This window comes from Shewanella sp. UCD-KL12, assembly GCF_001957125.1.
Taxonomy (GTDB): Bacteria; Pseudomonadota; Gammaproteobacteria; order Enterobacterales; family Shewanellaceae; genus Shewanella.
On record NZ_MPHJ01000005.1, the window covers coordinates 24636 to 43742 of the forward strand.

The 19107-nt window shown below is 44.7% G+C and carries 13 protein-coding genes, 1 tRNA gene and 1 pseudogene; 7 read left to right on the forward strand and 8 right to left on the reverse strand.

Annotated features, from left to right (window positions below; translation table 11 throughout):
• Positions 1–134: 134 nt before the first annotated feature.
• Positions 135–1151: an AraC family transcriptional regulator gene (locus BM736_RS10870; protein ID WP_076411857.1), complete on the reverse strand. Its 1017-nt coding sequence runs from the start codon at positions 1149–1151 to the stop codon at positions 135–137.
• An 848-nt stretch (positions 1152–1999) separates the two neighbouring features.
• On the opposite strand from BM736_RS10870, the gene fdnG reads away from it, so the two are divergent.
• The 6 genes and pseudogenes from fdnG to selB form a co-directional block, all read left to right on the forward strand.
• Entirely contained in the window at positions 2000–5020 is a 3021-nt protein-coding gene (gene fdnG, locus BM736_RS10880) for a formate dehydrogenase-N subunit alpha (protein WP_143562381.1), read from the forward strand.
• Positions 5021–5022: 2 nt separating this feature from the next.
• Positions 5023–5946 (forward strand): formate dehydrogenase subunit beta, encoded by a 924-nt coding sequence (fdxH, locus tag BM736_RS10885; RefSeq protein ID WP_076411863.1) that lies wholly within the window; start codon positions 5023–5025, stop codon positions 5944–5946.
• A 5-nt stretch (positions 5947–5951) separates the two neighbouring features.
• Complete coding sequence (locus BM736_RS10890) at positions 5952–6596, forward strand: formate dehydrogenase subunit gamma (RefSeq protein ID WP_076411865.1); 645 nt, start codon at positions 5952–5954, stop codon at positions 6594–6596.
• 2 nt (positions 6597–6598) lie between these two features.
• Positions 6599–7528, forward strand: a complete 930-nt coding sequence (gene fdhE / locus BM736_RS10895) for a formate dehydrogenase accessory protein FdhE (protein WP_076411867.1) — start codon at positions 6599–6601, stop codon at positions 7526–7528.
• Positions 7529–7616: 88 nt separating this feature from the next.
• Positions 7617–9044 (forward strand): L-seryl-tRNA(Sec) selenium transferase, encoded by a 1428-nt coding sequence (gene selA, locus BM736_RS10900; protein ID WP_179079050.1) that lies wholly within the window; start codon positions 7617–7619, stop codon positions 9042–9044.
• Positions 9045–9099: 55 nt separating this feature from the next.
• Positions 9100–10890, forward strand: a pseudogene (gene selB / locus BM736_RS10905) (selenocysteine-specific translation elongation factor); the annotation flags it as partial.
• 90 nt (positions 10891–10980) lie between these two features.
• On the opposite strand, the gene BM736_RS25160 reads toward selB, so the two are convergent.
• Positions 10981–11075: transfer RNA gene (locus BM736_RS25160), tRNA-Sec, on the reverse strand.
• A gap of 149 nt (positions 11076–11224) precedes the next feature.
• Between BM736_RS25160 and fdhD the strand changes: the two genes are divergently transcribed.
• Complete coding sequence (gene fdhD / locus BM736_RS10910) at positions 11225–12064, forward strand: formate dehydrogenase accessory sulfurtransferase FdhD (protein WP_372828699.1); 840 nt, start codon at positions 11225–11227, stop codon at positions 12062–12064.
• Here fdhD and BM736_RS10915 read toward each other — a convergent pair.
• From BM736_RS10915 to BM736_RS10945, 6 genes are all read right to left on the reverse strand, one after another.
• The gene (locus BM736_RS10915; protein ID WP_076411876.1) at positions 12036–12749 is read right to left on the reverse strand and encodes a phosphate ABC transporter ATP-binding protein; all 714 of its coding nucleotides are present in this window, start codon (positions 12747–12749) and stop codon (positions 12036–12038) included. The two genes, fdhD and BM736_RS10915, sit on opposite strands and share 29 nt — an antisense overlap.
• Entirely contained in the window at positions 12743–13630 is an 888-nt protein-coding gene (locus tag BM736_RS10920; RefSeq protein WP_076411878.1) for a PstA family ABC transporter permease, read from the reverse strand. Before BM736_RS10920 ends, BM736_RS10915 begins: the two co-directional genes overlap by 7 nt.
• Positions 13627–14466, reverse strand: coding sequence for a PstC family ABC transporter permease (locus BM736_RS10925; RefSeq protein ID WP_143562382.1), 840 nt, complete (start codon positions 14464–14466; stop codon positions 13627–13629). The genes BM736_RS10920 and BM736_RS10925 overlap by 4 nt, the downstream gene beginning before the upstream one ends.
• Before the next feature lie 25 nt (positions 14467–14491).
• Entirely contained in the window at positions 14492–15325 is an 834-nt protein-coding gene (locus BM736_RS10930; RefSeq protein WP_076411881.1) for a phosphate ABC transporter substrate-binding protein, read from the reverse strand.
• A gap of 630 nt (positions 15326–15955) precedes the next feature.
• Complete coding sequence (locus BM736_RS10940) at positions 15956–17854, reverse strand: methyl-accepting chemotaxis protein (protein ID WP_306170162.1); 1899 nt, start codon at positions 17852–17854, stop codon at positions 15956–15958.
• A gap of 156 nt (positions 17855–18010) precedes the next feature.
• Positions 18011–19039, reverse strand: coding sequence for an FAD:protein FMN transferase (locus tag BM736_RS10945; protein ID WP_076411887.1), 1029 nt, complete (start codon positions 19037–19039; stop codon positions 18011–18013).
• Positions 19040–19107: the final 68 nt, after the last annotated feature.

The window sequence follows — 19107 nt, forward strand, 5'->3', positions numbered from 1 at the left end:
AGACGCTGTAAGCAGCAGTCCATTTTATTATGATTATTCGCCATCTTAGTTCGCTCTGGTATTAACAACTAGAGCCAACCTATTACACTAATGCAACATAGTAGTTATCATTTTCGGCCAATATAAACGTACGTTTATATTTTACTTTGTTCGCGAAAAGCGGCGGGACTGGCACCATGCCAACGATGAAAGGCACGGGAAAAGTTGGTCAAACTGCTATAACCTAATCTATCTGAAAGCAAGGTGATGGAGAGTTCAGTATTCATCAAGTAGTGATACGCCAGCTCTTGACGCTTTTGTTGGAGTAACAGCCGAAAGCTGCTGCCCTCAGCGTTTAATTTACGGCTCAAGGTCCGCTCACTCACATTGTACACTTGGGCCACTTTCTGAGCCGTTGGCTCACCAGAAGCCAACATGGCGTGAATAGCCTGGCTGGTTCTCTCCTGCCATTGCAGGGCCTGCATTGTATCTAAGTACTGCCTGACCTTAGTTTCATTTTGAGCCGCCAACTTGGGATTCCCCATCACAGTCGCTTGCTCAAGCATCCCTCTATCCATCCATAAGCAGTTCACTGGCTTATTAAAAGAGACAGGACAGGAAAAGCTAGAATGCCACGGCGTTTTATCTTTAGGCTCAGGACGCATCAACTCGACAGTTAACACGAATTTTCCATGACCCAAAATGAGTTCACCGTGATGCATTAAGGTCGCAAAAAAAGCATCTATCGACATAGGGCTAATATCCACGCCCGGCAATGGCATGATAGTAAAACCGAGCCTGTCTGGGGTTCTTTGTAGTGTAATTGCCGCAGAGTTACTCACCAATGCCGAGTAATTAGGTAGCGTCTCAAACGCTTGTGCCAGCGATGCTGATGTCATCATCAATAAACCAAGAGAGCGAAAATGCATTGGGTAAGCATATTGCCCAACAGTTAAGCCAAATGCTGATGACCCCGTCGCTTTGTCTGCCAAGTGCCAGAGCCGAGTCATATGCTCAATCGCAATTCTAGACTCTGGAGATACTTCTACATCCTTAAGGGATAAGCCTGCGGCGTCGAATACTTGATATGGATCGACACCACTGGCGCTCAAGGCTCTTGATATGGCAATAGCCCAGGCCGCAATCGTGCTGTACTTTGAGGGGCTCTCCATTTAAGGACTCTCCATAAACTGGGCTCTATTCACTATAAAGTAGGCCCAACTAATAGCATAAAAACTAGCTAGAGATCATCTAACTCTTGCTAAGTTAGCCATGACTAGGCCAAGTTTTTACCTCTATTTTCGATGAGATTAAATTTTGTACAACATAGATTGCACAGCTATTTAGGCAGTATTACTCAGTAAGCGTGTAACAAAGGAGATTTTTGCAGTATTGCATTGCGTCATTTTGTCTATTTAGACAAAGTATCAAGCTCTTTTAAGAATCAACAACGGCGCCTCACACGTTCAGGCTAACTTCCGCCGCTAAAAAAAATGAGTAACAACTCACAGCAGTAACCAGCGTGAACGCTCTACAGTGTTCAGTTCTACAGGCATGATGCTGAGATGACAACTCAGTATATTGGCACTCCCCCCTCAATAACGGCTGTACCCAATAGCCAGTAACGACATCTACTAATAGATAAATGCATAATAAAGCACCTCCCAAAGTGAGACATTTTGACACCAACAGCAGCGACATTTAGTCCAAACCCGCAAAACTGCAGAAAATTAGACATTAAAACCACAACAAATAAAAAAACCAGAACAAACAACCAGAAATCAAGCGATCAACCAGCATCAACCACCATTGCAATCCAAATGAGATCTAGCGCATGACGGACTTATTGTCAGTTTAGGTAAGTTTACGGATAATTTAATTAGAGCTTGTCTAGTATTTTTCACTCTGTAACTAAGCCTGATGAGTTTAACAAATAGAGTGAAGTGAAACTAAAACAAACTGTGTGAACCTGGGCAGCACTGTTGGATATGCTGCTTATTGATAACTATGAGAGGGTAAGATGAACAGACGTCAGTTTTTTAAACTGTGCGCAAGTAGTACCGCCACCTCGGCGATTGCAGGGCTAGGCTTAATGCCAAGCAGTGCAATGGCTGACGTGCGCGAGTATAAGCTACTTCGAGCCAAAGAGACCCGCAATAACTGCTGTTATTGCTCGGTGGGTTGTGGCCTGCTGATGTACAGTCACGGTAGTACAGGTAAAAATGCCGAGAAAGCCATTTTCCACATCGAAGGTGACTCCGATAACCCAGTAAACCGCGGCGCACTTTGCCCTAAAGGTGCTGGCTTAGTGGATTACGTCAACAGCCCTAATCGTAACCAGTTCCCTGAAGTCCGTGAGCCTGGCTCCGACAAATGGAAGCGCATCAGCTGGGATGATGCATTCAACCGCATCGCTCGTCATATGAAAGATGACCGTGATGCCAACTTCATCGAGAAAAACGATGAAGGCCAAACCGTAAACCGTTGGCTATCTGCAGGCATGATGACCTCATCAGCACAACCCAACGAAGGCGCGTTTATTACCCATAAATTTGCCCGTTCTCTTGGCCTAGTGGCCATCGATACTATTGCGCGTAACTGACACTCCCCAACGGTAGCAAGTCTTGCTCCAACATTTGGGCGCGGTGCCATGACCAACCACTGGATCGATATTAAGAACTCAAACGTCGTGGTGATCATGGGCGGTAATGCCGCCGAAGCACATCCGGTCGGTTTCGGCTGGGTTACAGAAGCTATGGAACACAATAACGCCAAACTGGTTGTTGTTGACCCTAGATACAACCGCAGTGCAGCACTATCTGACTGTTACGCCCCCTTGCGTAGTGGTACCGATATCGCGTTCCTGCTAGGCCTAAGTCGATACCTTATTGAAACCAAACAAGTGAACTATGACTATGTAAAGGCGTACACCAATGCCAGCTACATTGTCCGTGAAGACTTCGAGTTCAATGAAGGTCTATTTAGCGGCTTCGATGAGAAGACCCGTACCTACGACAAAGAGACCTGGCACTACGACTTAGACGAAAATGGTTACGCCAAAGTTGATGAAACTCTGTCTCATCCACGCTGTGTGTGGAACCTGCTGAAAAAGCACGTCGATCGTTACGATTTTGAAACCGTCAGCAATATTACAGGTACCCCTGTTGAAGATTATGAGAAGGTCTGCGCCCTAATCGGTAGCACCCATACTCATGATAAAGCAGCGACCTTCATGTATGCCTTAGGTTGGACTCACCACACTAAGGGTGCACAAAATATTCGTTCTATGGCGATGGTCCAGCTACTACTGGGTAACATCGGCGTACTTGGCGGTGGTGTTAACGCACTACGTGGCCACTCGAACGTACAAGGTGCAACGGATATGGGTCTGCTATGTCAGGCACTACCGGGTTACCTTAAGCTGCCTAATGATAAAGATACCGACCTTAAGAGCTATCTGAATCGTTACACCCCACAACCACTGCGTCCGGGTCAGACCAACTACTGGTCAAATTACCCTAAATTTTTTGTCTCGCAAATGAAGAGTTTCTGGGGCAATCACGCCACTAGCGAAAATGATTATGGCTACGACTGGTTGCCTAAATGGGATCTCCAGTATGACTTCACCAAGCACATCGACATGATGTACAAGGGTGAGGTTAACGGCTACTTCATTCAGGGCGTTAACGCGATTAACTCCATGCCAAACCGTAACAAGACTTTAGCGGCATTCTGTAAGCTCAAGTATATGGTTGTGATGGATCCGTTAGCGACAGAGACCTCTGTGTTCTGGGAAAAAGCCGGCGAGTTTAACAACGTCGAGCCAAGCGAGATCCAGACAGAAGTATTCCGTCTACCCACTACACTGTTTGCCGAAGAAGAGGGCTGTATCGTCAACTCTGGTCGTTGGATGCAGTGGCACTGGAAAGGCGCTAATCCACCGGGTGAGTCTAAGCCAGATGCCGAGATTTTATCGGGTCTATTGATGAAGCTTAGAGCCCTGTATGACGACGAAGGCGGTGTACTGCCAGAGCCTATCCAAGCCGCTCACTGGGCTGGATACCACGATAAAATGTTCCCACATGGCTTTGAAGTCGCTAAAGAGCTTAACGGTATCGATCTGAAAACCGGTAAGCAACTCAATAGCTTTAGTGAACTAAAAGATGACGGTAGCACCGCCTGTGGTTGTTGGATCTACTCAGGTTCATGGACCGAAGAGGGCAACATGATGGCCCGCCGTGATAACACGGATAAGTCAGGTAAAGGTATTACCCCTGGCTGGGCATTCGCATGGCCTGCAAACCGCCGCGTACTGTATAACCGCGCCTCAAGCGATGTTAATGGTAAGCCGTGGGATCCAAAACGTGCAATTCTCGAGTGGGATAATGGCAAGTGGCATGGCATAGATGTGGGTGACTTCAATATGAAGATCTCTCCACAAGAATCAGCCCATCCATTTATCATGCAGCCAGAAGGTGCAGGACGCTTCTTCGCCCTAGACAAATTGGCTGAAGGCCCGTTCCCTGAGCACTATGAGCCGGTGGAGTCACCAATTGGCACTAACCCACTGCACCCTAACGTTATCAGTAACCCTGCAGTTCGTATGCTAGACGGTGTGGCTGAAACCTTAGGATCGCACAATGACTTCCCCTATGTCTGTACCACTTATTGTGTGACAGAGCACTTCAACTTCTGGACTAAGCATTGTCGCCTTGCGGCTATCTCTATGCCTGAGACCTTTGTTGAACTCGATGAAGTGTTAGCTAAAGCGAAAGGGATCAACAACGGCGATTGGGTCACTGTGAGCTCTAAGCGTGGTGAACTCAAGACCAAAGCGCTGGTGACTAAACGTCTGCAGCCGCTGAAGGTCAATGGCCAACTCGTACACACTGTCGGCTTGCCACGTCATGGCGGTCATAACGCGCTGACTCGTAAGAGCACCAGCTGCAACATTTTGACCACTGAAGTGGGTGATGCAAATACTCAGGTGCCTGAATTCAAGGCCTTCCTGGTGAATGTTGCTAAGGTTGAGGGAGTCTAATCATGTCTACACAAGATATCATTTTAAGCTCAGGTACCTCTTCTTTGACACCTGCAGCTCAGGTAAGAAAGAAGCTCAGCAAGATAGCCAAGTTATTTGATGCAACTAAATGTACTGGTTGTAAAGGTTGTCAGGTGGCGTGTTCTGAATGGAACGATCTTCGCGCCCCAGTTGGTGAGTTTACCGGTAGCTACCAAAACCCAGCCGACCTTTCATCAGAATGTTGGACGCTGATGAAGTTCAACGAAGTCACCGATGATAAAGATAAGCTACGTTGGCAGTTTACCCACAGTGGCTGTATGCACTGTGAAGACCCAGCCTGCTTGACCGCCTGTTCAACCAAAGGCGCAATTGTTCAGCGCGCCAATGGTGTGGTGGATATCAACTCAGATAAGTGTATTGGCTGTGGCTACTGTGTGACAGCTTGCCCATTCGATGTGCCTAAGCTCGATAGCATCGATCAGAAAGCTTATAAGTGCAACATGTGTTCAGACCGACTGCAGGTAGGCCAAGAGCCAGCCTGTGTGAAGTCTTGTGTCACGGGCGCACTAAGATTTGGCACCCGTGAAGATATGCTGTTTATCGCCGATCTTCGTATCAAAGAGCTGCATAAGCGAGGCTTCACCAAAGCCGGACTATACAACCCTGAAGGTGTGGGTGGCACTGGCATGATGATGATCCTTCATGATGTCGACAAACCAGAAAGTTATGGCTTACCCGCCGATCCCAAGACCAGCGTGCCGATTAAACTTTGGCAAGATGTGGTTAAGCCATTGGGCGCGGCAGGTATCTTGGCAACGGTGGCAGTGGCGTGTGTGCACCGTATCACTGTGGGTCGCAATCTCGTAGACGAAAGTGATGTCGAAGAAGATGAAAATCGCGAAGCGATTGATCACAGCCATCCAACCTCATCGGATAAGGAGTAACGTTTATGAATAAGCCAAATATGATTATGCGTCACACCCTGTTCGATAGGCTTTGCCACTGGTTTATTGTGGCAACTGGGCTTGTAACCTTTCTAACAGGGTTTGCCTTCTTTTTCCCATCTTTTCAGTGGTTAGGGGCTATTGCGGGTACACCGCAAATGGCGCGCTTCGTTCATCCCATTGCCGGCCTGATGATGTGTCTGCCGCTAATGTTGATGCTCGTGCGTTACTACCACCATAACAAGTGGGAAAAGAACGATCTGAAGTGGATGCTAGCCATCAAGGATGTGATGTTTGAGAACGAGGACAAGATCCCCGCCATCGGTCATTACAACCCAGGTCAAAAGGTACTGTTCCGCACGTTTGTGGTGACCTCTATCGTACTCACGGTAACTGGCATCATGATGTGGCAGCCCTACTTTGCCCCATATTTTGAATCCGCCGCAATCCAATGGGCCATTCTACTGCACGCCGTTTGCGCGGTGATCATGTTTATCTTCGTGATCGTGCATTTCTGGATGGCAACTTGGGTGGAAGGCTCCGTTGCAGGCATGTTATATGGCAAGGTTTCCCGCGCCTGGTGTAAAAAACACCACCCTAACATGCTCAAGGATCCTGAACTAAAGACTATTAAGCAGGAAAAACACTAATTATGAGCACAGCAATACTGGATGCTGAAAAGATCCCAAGCCAAAATTTGGCGATCAAAACAATGATCCCAGCCGATCCACGATCGGTCTACCAATTCAGGGCTACAAGATTGGCAGAGCTAGCAGAAGAGTCAGGGCTTCCTGAGTACTTTCAGCTACTAACCTTAGTCGTTAACGCCCAGAAAAAGGTGGCCACACCAACTGAAACATCCGATGAGAGCTGCTTTGGCCCTAAGCCAGAGTTCGACTTAGCATGCGCTCATCCTATGGCTCAGGGACATTTTGACTGGGGGAATTATTGGCAGTCGGTATTGCTGGAGCTGATTAGTGAGCTCATGCCTAAGCTCTCCACTAAGAGCCAAGCTGAGCTGATAACTGTGTTGAAGGATCTAGCTGTCACTGAAACGGCGACTTTACAGCAATATGCCAAGTCGATGTTGCTAGGCAAGTTTGCCGAGGTCCCGGCTAAATACACCCTGTTTATCTGGGCTTCTTTGGCTGTTTATTGGTCCCATTGGGCAACAGGCGTAGCGAGCGAGTTGGCGAAGACTGATGAAGGTCATAAGACCTTATGCCCTGTTTGCGGTAGCCATCCTGTGGCGAGCGTGATCAAGGAGAAGCCACGCGCTGGTTTACGTTACCTGCACTGCAGCCTATGTGAAACCCAGTGGCATCAGATCCGCGCCGAGTGCACCAGTTGCGGTGAAGACAAAGGGGTTTTCCTCTGGTCTGAAACTGAAACTAAGGCGCCGGTTAGAGTCGAAAGCTGCGACACCTGTAAGGGATACACCAAGATGTTGTTTACCGATATCAACCCTAAGCTGGAAGTTGCCGCGGACGATCTCGCCACCCTGATGATGGATCAACATGTCGTCGAGCAAGGCTATTTAGCGACAACTGTGAACCCGTTATTACTGGCTCACGAACAGTAAAATCGACAAGCGCTGCAGACTCAAGCTTGAGTCTGCAGCGCTTTTTACTGTTTTGATAACAACTGACTTTAACTTTAAGTAACTGAATCTGATGACCCAAGCTATCAATACCACAGCCGCCCTATACCGCTCTCTACCAGCCATGGATAACCTGCTGCTGAACAGTACAGTATTAAAGCTGCGGCAGGAATATGGTGAGGCTTGGGTAAAGCAGCAACTTAGCATGCTGCTTAATCAAGCAAGAGCCCATATTGCCGAGCGAGAGGTGTTACCAAAATTTTGCGCAACCCATGACACCCTCATTAAAACGTTATCCGAGCAATTATTAGCAGCCCAGCGTCATAGCCTGCAAGCGGTATGGAATCTAACCGGCACAATTTTACACACTAACCTTGGCCGCTCTCAACTTGCCGAAAGTGCCATCTCTGCAGTCACTAAGGTGATGCGCTACCCCACTCCGCTGGAATTTGAGCTTGAAGCTGGCAAACGTGGTCATCGCGACCAAGCGATTGGAAAAATTCTCCAGCAACTCACTGGCTCCCAGAGCTGCTGCCTAGTGAACAATAACGCTGCCGCTGTACTGCTGATGTTATCCAGTGTCGCTGCGGGCAAAGAGGTGATTGTCTCGCGGGGTGAGCTTGTGGAGATTGGTGGTGCATTTCGAATTCCCGATATCATGCGCCAAGCTGGTTGCACCTTAATAGAGGTCGGTAGCACCAACCGCACTCACCTTAAAGACTACCAAGAAGCCATTACCGACAACACCGCAGCCATTATGAAGGTACACACCAGCAACTATCATATTCATGGTTTCACCTCTGCGGTAGATGAAAAAGCATTAGCACAGCTCTGTCAGCAACATAAGCTGCCGTTACTGTCAGACTTAGGCAGCGGCGCGCTGACCGATCTTACCGAGTTTGGGCTCGGTGATGAGCCTACGCCTCAGAAAATGATCCAAGATGGCGTTAACTTAATCAGTTTTTCTGGCGACAAATTACTTGGCGGCCCGCAAGCAGGGCTAATCGTTGGCGATTCTGAGCTAATAGAAAAACTACAGCAGCATCCGCTTAAGCGCGCACTGCGTTGTGACAAGATGACCCTAGCAGCGCTTGAAGCCACCTTACTTCTCTATCGCAACCCAAAAGCACTCAATGATGAGCTACCTATGCTGCGTAAAATGTCCAGGCCAGTGGCAGAGCTAGAGCAACTTGGGCAGTTGTTGATGGTTGAGCTTCCTGAGTTCTTCGCTCCCCACTTCAATCTGGCCATAGTGCCGACACAGACTCAAGTCGGCAGTGGCTCACAACCTGACACCTTACTCGAATCATTGGCACTCACCTTTACCCCAACCTCAAAGAGTCTATACCCAGTGCATCAACTGGAGCAGAAATTTAAGCAGAGCCCACGCCCCATTATTGGCCGAGTGAGCAATAACCAATATTGGCTCGATTTAAGGGGGTCTGAACAAGAGGTGCGCTTGATCAATGCACTGAGAGAAGTAGGCCAGAAATTATGATCATTTTTACCTTTAGGCCTATCGTCACTTTGCTAGTTTCAACAGGGGGCTCACAATGATCATAGTCACTGCGGGGCATGTCGATCATGGGAAAACCACACTACTTCAGGCGCTCACAGGCACAGATGCCGACAGACTGCCGGAAGAGAAAAAACGCGGCATGACAATCGATCTTGGCTACGCCTTTATGGATGTGAGTCCAGATTGTCGCCTCGGCTTTATCGATGTTCCCGGCCATGAAAAATTCATCAGCAATATGCTCGTTGGCGTCAGTGGTGCAAAGCATGCCATGCTCGTCATAGCCTGTGATGATGGCGTAATGCCGCAAACCGTTGAACATCTCGATATCTTGAGGCTGCTTGAGCTGGACAACTTAATTGTTGTGCTTACCAAAGTCGATCGCATTGATGCAAGGCGCCTTAAAGAGGTCGAGCAAGAAACCCAACAGCTATTGGCAAGCTATAACGGCAATGTGAGTGGACTATTCGCAGTTTCATCCATCACAGGCAGTGAAGTTGAGACACTAAGAGAGCATATTAAGCAGCTTGTCATTAAGCAAACTGCTCAAGCCTCAATTCAGAGCTTTAGAATGGCAGTCGACCGTGTCTTTAGCGTCAAAGGCGCAGGCCTTGTTGCCACGGGCACTGTGGTGAGTGGCGCCATTGAGCTTGACCAAAAGCTCTACTCGTCCACCCAAAACCAAACCCTGAGAGTTCGTAATATACACAGCCAAGGACGCCAGTCTCTAGCTGCACATGTTGGGGATAGAGTCGCATTAAACCTGACTGGCGTCGACTCTCACTCAGGCTTAAATCGAGGTGACTGGCTAACATCGCTAAAACCAGCGCCCCCATTAGATAGAGTGACCGCCATTTTTGATGGCCAGCAAGGTATTAAGCACTGGCAAAGTGTCCATGTCTATCATGGTGGCAGCCACAGCATGGCAAGAGTATCACTACTTAAATCACTGCAACAAAACCGTGCATTAGTCGAATTACAACTTGAACAAGCACTCGCACTCACCAAGCAAGATAGAATAATCATCCGTGATGCCGCAGCGACTAAAACCTTAGGTGGCGCACAGGTGTTGGAGCTAACAGTGCCAACTAGGGCCAAGCGGAAACCTGAGCGGCTCGAGTATCTTAGCCAACTTGCAAATTGCCTTTCACCGACCAGTGCACTGCAGTTCCAAAGCCGCTTTAAACCTGTGCTAATCACTGACTTCTGTTGGAGCTGGCAACTCAAAGATAAGCAGCTGAAGCAGCTATTTTCGCAGCTTCAAGTGGTGAACCTTGCAGGATACGCGCTTCACCCTGAGCTTTTAGTGCTGATAAGGGCTCAACTGTTGTCGATTATCGATGAATATCATAGCCAATACCCAGATCAACTTGGCTTAGCGATCAGCCGAGTTCAACGCATGAGCCATGGTAAATATCCCTTTGAGATTGTTAACAAGGTGATTGCTGACCTATGCCAGCAGCAAACACTGAAGATGAGCCGAGGTTTAGTTCACCTCCCTAAACACAATATTGAGCTAACAGAGCAAGAAACCCTGCTGTGGCAACGTATCTCCTCCCAGTGTGAGCAAGCCAATGCGCCACTTTGGGTGACTGATTTTGCCATGCTAAATGATGTCACGCCAAAATCGATGCGCCACTTTTGCTACAAACTCGTCCAGCTAGGTTTTCTTACCTCAATTTTAAAGGACAGATATGTCATATCAGAGTCAATCTATTGCTATGCAGAACATATTCGCAGCCATATTCATAATCATGGCGAAATAAAAACGACTGAATTTAGAGAACTCGTTAAATTAGGAAGAAAGGCAAGCATTCAGATATTAGAGTTCTTCGATAGAAGTGGTTTTACAAGTAGAAAATATGGCAGTAACAGCCGAGTTATTCGTGATAACGAATTATTTACCAGAGAAGAAATTTGGCGGAAGAACATAGGAGTTGAACCTACCCAGGACTGCTGGCAGCCCTACCCGGATTTGAAGTCCGGACGCCTCACCGGAGACGACGTTCTTCCTCTTGAACGAACTGGATAATAAACAGAACCATATTCATAAACAAGATAATTAATTTATTAAAATAACATTTGTGACAGACAGCAATAATTATAACAAGCGTTATTGACTAGCTATAATTTATTTAAAGGAAATATATATTATGAGTTCAATTCAAAATCAATTAGACAATGTAATTGAACAGAAAACTGTTAGATGTTTCAGAAATTTCAGAGAGTCAAAAATTATAGAATCAGTCGCATCTGAAGCTAGGGTTGCCTTAATTTATAATGGTATTTCACATACAGTAATGATGGCCAGCCCTGCAGATCTTGAATGTTTCGCCATAGGTTTCACCCTGTCTGAGCGCATTGTAGAGAAGATGTCTGATATAAAATCTATCGATGTTGAACCTAATAGTAGTGGGGTATTGATACATATTGAGATCACCAATAGATGTTTTATGGCCTTAAAAGAGCAGCGTAGAAATATGGCTGGTAGAACGGGCTGTGGGCTATGTGGCGTCGCTCAACTCGAACATGCAGTCAAGCCAATAACACGTGTCGATAATAATAATGAGTTCAACATTAACTTATTGCCACACTCATTAGAACAATTAGCTAAAGTTCAATCTATGTTTAATATCACTGGTGCCACACATGCTGCAATATCACTATCTGATAACGGTGACATTATTTCAAGTTATGAAGATATAGGCAGGCACATCGCACTCGACAAATTAATTGGTTCTTACTCAAAATATAACAAACCAAGTCCTTCTGCTATTATGTTAACTAGCAGAGCCAGTTTTGAAATGGTGCAAAAGTCTGCCAGTGCTAATATTGAAATCATATTTGCAATATCAGCAGCGACATCTTTAGCAATAGAACTCGCTGAGCAATCAAATATAACTTTAGTTGGTTTCTGCCGTAATAACAGAGCAACAATATACACGCATCCTCAGCGCATCACCTCAACAAAAATCAATAAACTTGTTGGTATTCCAGCTTAAAGACCTTATTGGCTAATCGCTGAGTTTGTTCGGGGCAATGTGACACCATCACCATGGTATATTGCCCCTTAAATGACTCCAGCAACTCCTCTATCACTTGTGTATTTAGAGGATCTAGCGAAGCCGTGGGCTCATCTAATAGGAGTAATTCCGGCTCAAGTACTAAGGTTCTGGCTAAGCATAACCTTTGCTGCTGCCCGCCAGAAAGTGAGTATGCATCCCCATTGAGCCTGTCTTTGACCTCATCCCATAATCTCACCTGCTGTAACACCTTTTCACAACGCTCAATAGCTGGAGTTGATTTGAGCCCAGCGACAACCTTCAATGGCAACAACAAATTTTCGATGATGCTACCCGGTAACAGGTTAGGTGTTTGAAACACCATCCCCACCTTTCTGCGAAGCAGTGGCAAATATTGATGAGTAAGCTGACTGATATTGAGCTCTCCTTCGGTCAACTTCAGCCGAATATGACCATGCATATAATGCTTGTCGAAACAGTCATTAAGCCGGTTTAATGCCCTTAACAAGGTTGTTTTTCCACAACCTGACGCACCAGTCAGCATATGTAATTGGCCTTTATGGAGTTGCAAATTTACCCCTTTAAGGACAGCTTTATCGGCAAAGCCGATATCTACATCTTGGAATAAACCTATGATCTCGCCGTCGCCAGCCTTATCTAACATGTGTCACCTTTATTACTGTTTGAGAGCCTAGTAAACTTAGGTCGTTTGATACTGGCGGCGAGTAAGGTAAAGACTGTACTCGTCACCATAAGCAGTACCAATGCTGCACCAAAGGCCATATTGAGCTCTTGCTGGGATTGATATTGAGCGCTGTAATAAAAAATAGTAAATGGCAAAGCTTCAAATCGTTCTAAAAATCCGCCTGGCAAACCTGCATTTGCAACGGCCCCGGTAAGCATTATCACAGCAGTATCTTCAGCCGCTCTACCTATCGCCAGCATGAGACCACTCATAATGCCATTTTTAGCTTGTGGTAAGAGTATTCGATAAGTCACTTGCCACTGCGTCAACCCTAATGCAGCCCCTGTTACAGCTAGCTGTTTAGGTAAACTCGTTAATGCATTTTGGGTCGCACAAGCGATGTAAGGTAATATGAGCAAGGCTAGACAAAATGCCGCCAGCAATAGGCTCGCATTAGCCTGTGGGAACACACTTGCCCTTAACAGTAGTATTAAGCTAAAGCCAAACAACCCCATTAAAATCGATGGGATCCCTGCCAAAATATCAACAAGCGTACTCAGTATTTTCTGAGCGGGTTTATCCGGTGCACTAGCGAGCCAAATGCCGCAGGCAACACCTGGCCCAGAGGCTAAAGAGACGGCAAGTATGACAACGGATATAGAGCCGACACAGGCGGGCCATATCCCTTCCCATACAGGCTTTTCCCCCAAGATTGCAGCAAGAGGGGGGGTATCACCAAAAAAGAGCTGAAAATCTACTATCGGTAAGCCTTTAAATAAAATAAAGCCAATCAATATCAGCATGGTAATCAATAGTAAAAAACTACAGATATTGCCCCAATAACGTATCCAGCGACTCATTTAGCGGCTGCCAATCTTGTTCGCCCCACCAAGTAACGCGACAATATACTGATACAAGCACTACTCATTAATAGAATGATCCCAGCAGCAAAGAGTGAGTTGTAAGCTTGGCTACCTTGATCGGTCGCTATCACTAAGGCGATATGCGCAGTTAAACTTCGAATGGCATCGAAGACTCCCGAAGGCAACTGAGTGGCATTCCCCGCAAGCATCAAGGGCAGCATGGTGTCACCTATCGCTCGGTTAAACCCAAGCAGTGCTGCACCACATATATTCACCTTACAGTGAGGTAAAATCACATATAAATAGGTTTGCTCAGGGCTCAAGCCTAGCGCTTGCGCACTTAAGGAATGCTGCTGCCATAAAGGCCGGGTAATATTGTCTAAAATGATACAAATCACAGGTAAAATAAGTAGCACTAGCATGCATATAGCTGCAAATAGGCTATAACCAGAACCTAACTGAAAGGTATTACGCAATAATGGTAATAGAATAAAAAGCGCGGCTAGGCCATATACCACTGTCGGTATAGCGGCCATAAATTTGAGCATAGATTGTAAGCTACAAACCAACCAACGTTGTCGTGATAGCAAACAAAAGCTATTCAATCCTATGGCGATAACAAATGCCAGCGATGCAGAGATTGACGCTAGCAATATTGTGCCCAAGACCATAGCTAAAATGCCGAAGTGTCCCTGCTCTGGTCGCCAGGTGAAACTGAAAACTTGATTGGATTCACTGAAAAAAACCGGCAAAGAAAACCAAATCAAAAACCCAAACACTGCAAGCAATATTAGCCCGCTGACAACCACTAAGGTTATCAACAAGCCTTGCATGCAGGTGTTTTGCTTTAGTAAAAGCTTATAGTTTGGTATCAAGTGCTATATAACCAGCAGCCTGTATGTGCTGCGCACCTTTCGGGCTATAAATATAATCAATGAAAGCTTGAGTTAAACCACTCGGTGCTCCCTTGGTATTCATATATAAACGGCGGACAACAGGGTACTCTCCAGAAGCACAAGCCTCTTGGCTAGGTGTGATTTTATTGTAAGTTGGCGCTTTGACCATATCATCAATGTAGCCAACACTGCTGTAACCGATCGCCCCTAAATCTTGTGATACAGCGGTTTTCATCGCCCCATTAGATGGCACGATATTAGCGCTTGTTGCGAGTGTGGCACCTTTTAATAGTTTCTTGCTAAATACTGAGCGAGTACCACTCGCCTCATCACGGCTAAATAGATGTATCTGTTTATCTTGGCCGCCCAGCTCGCGCCAGTTCGTCAGCTTACCTTGGTAGATGTCTATTATCTGCTGCTGACTTAAATCATCCACTGGGTTTTCAGGGTGAATGATCACTGCAACACCATCAATTGCAAAAGCGAAAGAATCTAGCCCTAAGCCCATCTCCTTATTTTTTAAAGCACGCCCTGTATTACCTATATCCACTAAACCTTTAGCAACTTGCTGCACTCCCACCCCAGAACCGCCACCTGCAATAGTGATACGAATATCTGGGTTATGACCCATTATCTCTCTCGCGGCTTTCTTCATCACTGGAATATGTGCAGTGCCACCAGCAATGTTCAATTGACCACTCATGTCATCAAAAGCAACGAGTTCATCGGCTGCAAGTGAGCCCGATAAGAGTAAGGGAAAGATCGTGATTAAACGGATAAAGTTGTTCTTCAGCATAATAAATAATTCCTAGCAGATAATTGAATTTGAATTAACGACAACCAAGAAGTAAAGAGTAACTTCTCATTATTCCTCTTAGTCTATATTTTTCAATAAAAAAATCTGTTTTTTGTCGCATAAATCATTTATTTAGCAATTTAATTTAACAACATGGACAGAATGACTAATTAACACCCTTACCTAAATTACCTTATTAGAATACACCCAAAAAACCACCATTATTAAAAACACTAACAACAGATAAATCACTCATTCACAAAAAACAACAAAACATATTATAAGTTACACATAACAGGTATAATAATTAAAACAAAACAAACTATAAACCACACAGAAAACAGTAATGTCAACTACAAAAATATCAAGCAAAAACTTAAAAAGCCCAACAATAAAAACCAACACAATTAAAAAACTTAAAACAAACAGCACAATAAAATCAGATACCAACCACTCATTGGCTAAAATACAACTAGAAGACATAGCTAAATATGGGTGGAATGAAATAGAAAAAATCACTAGCGATGAGTCGAGAAATAAAATGTCAAAATTAAGGCACTGGCGCAAGAGGTGATATACAGCAACAATATTATAATTTTATTGCTGTATACCCATCAATTTAAATTAAAGTTATTTCAATTTAAAACGTTCAACTAAAGTATTTAATCTGCTATTGGCAACAACTAAAGTTTTTGTTTCTTTAACTGTCTGTTCTCCACTAGTAGTTAACTCTGTAACCATGTCATTCATTGAAGATATATTGCGAGTTATTTCTGAAGACACAGAACTTTGCTCCTCAGCAGCTGTTGCAACCTGCGTATTCAACTCAGTAATCTTTCTTACCGAGTCACTAATAACATCTAAGTCATTAGCAACTAAACTCGTCGCCTTTGCCGTTTTATAGCAAGTATCTTTAGTCGACTCCATAGCAGACATTGCTGTATCTGCCCCCGTACGTAATTTTGATAATGTAGCTTCAATTTCAGCAGTGCTTGTCTGTGTTCTTGCTGCTAATGCTCTAACCTCATCAGCAACAACAGCAAAACCTCTGCCTTGTTCTCCTGCTCTCGCGGCCTCAATAGCTGCATTTAATGCAAGTAGATTCGTTTGATCCGCAATGTCACCAATGACCTTTAGTACATTGGTAATATCTAATGTGTCTTTGTCTATAGCGTTAATGCCAGAGGCAGTCTTATCAACTTCTGAAATGAGCAAGTCAACGGTTTGTGTTGCCTCACCCACCCCAACCTTGGACTTTGTTGCTTGTAAATTTGTATTTTGTGCAAAGAGTGCCGTATCAGAAGCGTTACTAGCAACATCATTTGCAGTCGCACTCATCTCCTCAATCGCGGTAACAACCAATTCAGTTTCACGTGTATGTGAGTCTAATATTTTAGTGTTAGTCTCTGTTTGTAGTTTCAAACAATCCACACTGTATGATATATGATTAGCAGACTCCTTTACTTCTAGCATCAGCCCTTGCAGCATAGAGATAAACCGATTGATTCCTGCTGATATCTCCCCTAAATCATCATTACTATTAATTGTTAATCGCCTTGTTAAGTCACCTTGTCCTGTAGATAGGTCACTCACCATATCTTTAAGCTCTACAATCGGACGATACAGTACTTTGAGTACAGTAAGAGAGGTTAATATACTGACTAACAACATTACTATAGAAACAGTAATTGCGTCTTTTAAAGCTTCATTAACACTGGCATATGCCACACTTTTATCCACACCAACAATTAAAACCCAGTGTTTACTATTAACTAACTCTATTGTTTTTGAGTAAGCCAACTTCTCCACACCATTTAATTTGTACTCCTGTTGAGTTTCAGCACTAGCAAGTACCTCTTTCTCAACATGAGTTAAACCTATGTCACTAAAGCGAGTCCCAAGCCGGTAATCTAGTTCACTAGACGCCATAATTCTACCTGCCGCATCAGTGATGACAGCAAAAGCGCCAGGAAAATCAATACTTGAAACTGTCGCATCTAACCTAGTAAGTTCTATACTTCCGAAAATAGCACCATCTCCAAGGTTGCTAACTATTGATACCCCTTTTTTTCCAGTATATTTGTCAATATAAGTATCCGTAACATCAAGCCCATTTACATTGCGAGCCTGCTTATACCATGGCCGTATCCGAGGATCATAATCCGCTGGGCTCATACCATTAACCCAGCCATGGTCACTAGTTGATGAGTACGCAATTCCAGATTCAAATCCCAGACAAATATTGGTCAAATGGCTGCCCTCCTGAGCCACTCTTGCTATAAGAGAGAAGTCATCATTAATCTTGCCTCTTTTGTAATTATTAACGATAGAGTTAATTACCAAAGTTTGATTATCAAACCACGTATTCAACTTTTTTGATTCAGAGTTAACGAAAGCTAGTGTTTGTTCATTCACACTCTGAACTGTTATATCCCGAATATGAATATATGAAAGCCAATTTGAAACTAACAAGCTCACAGTCAATAATAGAACTGATGATAATATTAATGCTTTTTTAAAACCCAACAACTCAATCCCCTATAAAACCAACATATTAAAATACTGTAGCTAACAACTTTCTAAAAAAATTCGCTCTATTACGCAAATGACATTAGCAATATTAGAAAAAAACCACATAGCAATAACACCAAAGAACTTAGGCCAATGATTAAATGTAAAGACTTCTCAAATTCCATCTTTTTGTCCTGTTTGATACATATATTGATAAATGCTTTCACTATAATGAATATCCTGACCACTATCTGTCTGCTCAATTATCATCACAGGAAGTACAAGTTTATTCGCTATCTGTAACGAACGTTCCACCGTCAATACCATCATCGAGGTGGCAAAAGCATCAGCAACTGCGCAGCTTTCATGAAGCACCGTGACTGACAGTAAATCACTCCAAATAGGCATACCTGTGTTGGGATTAAATATATGGCTAAGGTGCTGATCATTACTCTCAAAATAATTCACATAGCTACCAGATGTAGCCATCGAAAAATCTTTTAGAGTGAATACTCGCTGAAACTCTAAACTAAGTTTTTGTGGCCGTGTCACTGCGACTTTCCAATTTAACCCTCTAGCCCCAACACCACGTGTTTTCACCTCACCACCAATCTCAACCAGATAATGACTCACCCCAGCTTTATCAAGCACCTCAGCAATACGATCAACACCATAACCTTTAGCCACCGCAGAGGGGTTTATCTGCAAGCCTGCTATGACCTTAGTTAGCGTTCCTGCATCTAAACTAAAACCATTCATGCCAGTTTTCGAACGTGCATACTCTAGTTGCCCTCGATCTTTATGTTGTAGATCTCTGGGTTTAACCCCAAAACCCCAAAACTCAATCACAGGCCCCAATGTCACATCGAGTGCGCCATCTGTTTGCGCCGATATAGCCTGAGCAATCTTGAGTACATCCCAAAGGTACTTAGATACAGGAAGAGCAACACCAGTCTCATTCTCATTAAGGGTCGAGATTTCAGAATCTACACGGAACACAGACAGAGCATCATTGACTCGCTCCAGCTCCTGCTCTACTGAGGTTTTTATCTCTGACTTTGTCGCGTTAGAATCCTCTAATCGCAACTGTATGGTGTAAGTTGTTCCCATGGTATTACCAGTTATCTGCTCGATATTGATATGGGCCTCAACCTGAGTAGCAAAAAGAGGTAAACTCAACCAGAGCATCTGCAGAAGCTTCATACTAATCCTCTATAAATTATATAAAAATGCCGACCAGCTCAGTGATCGGCATCTTATGGCACCTTTGT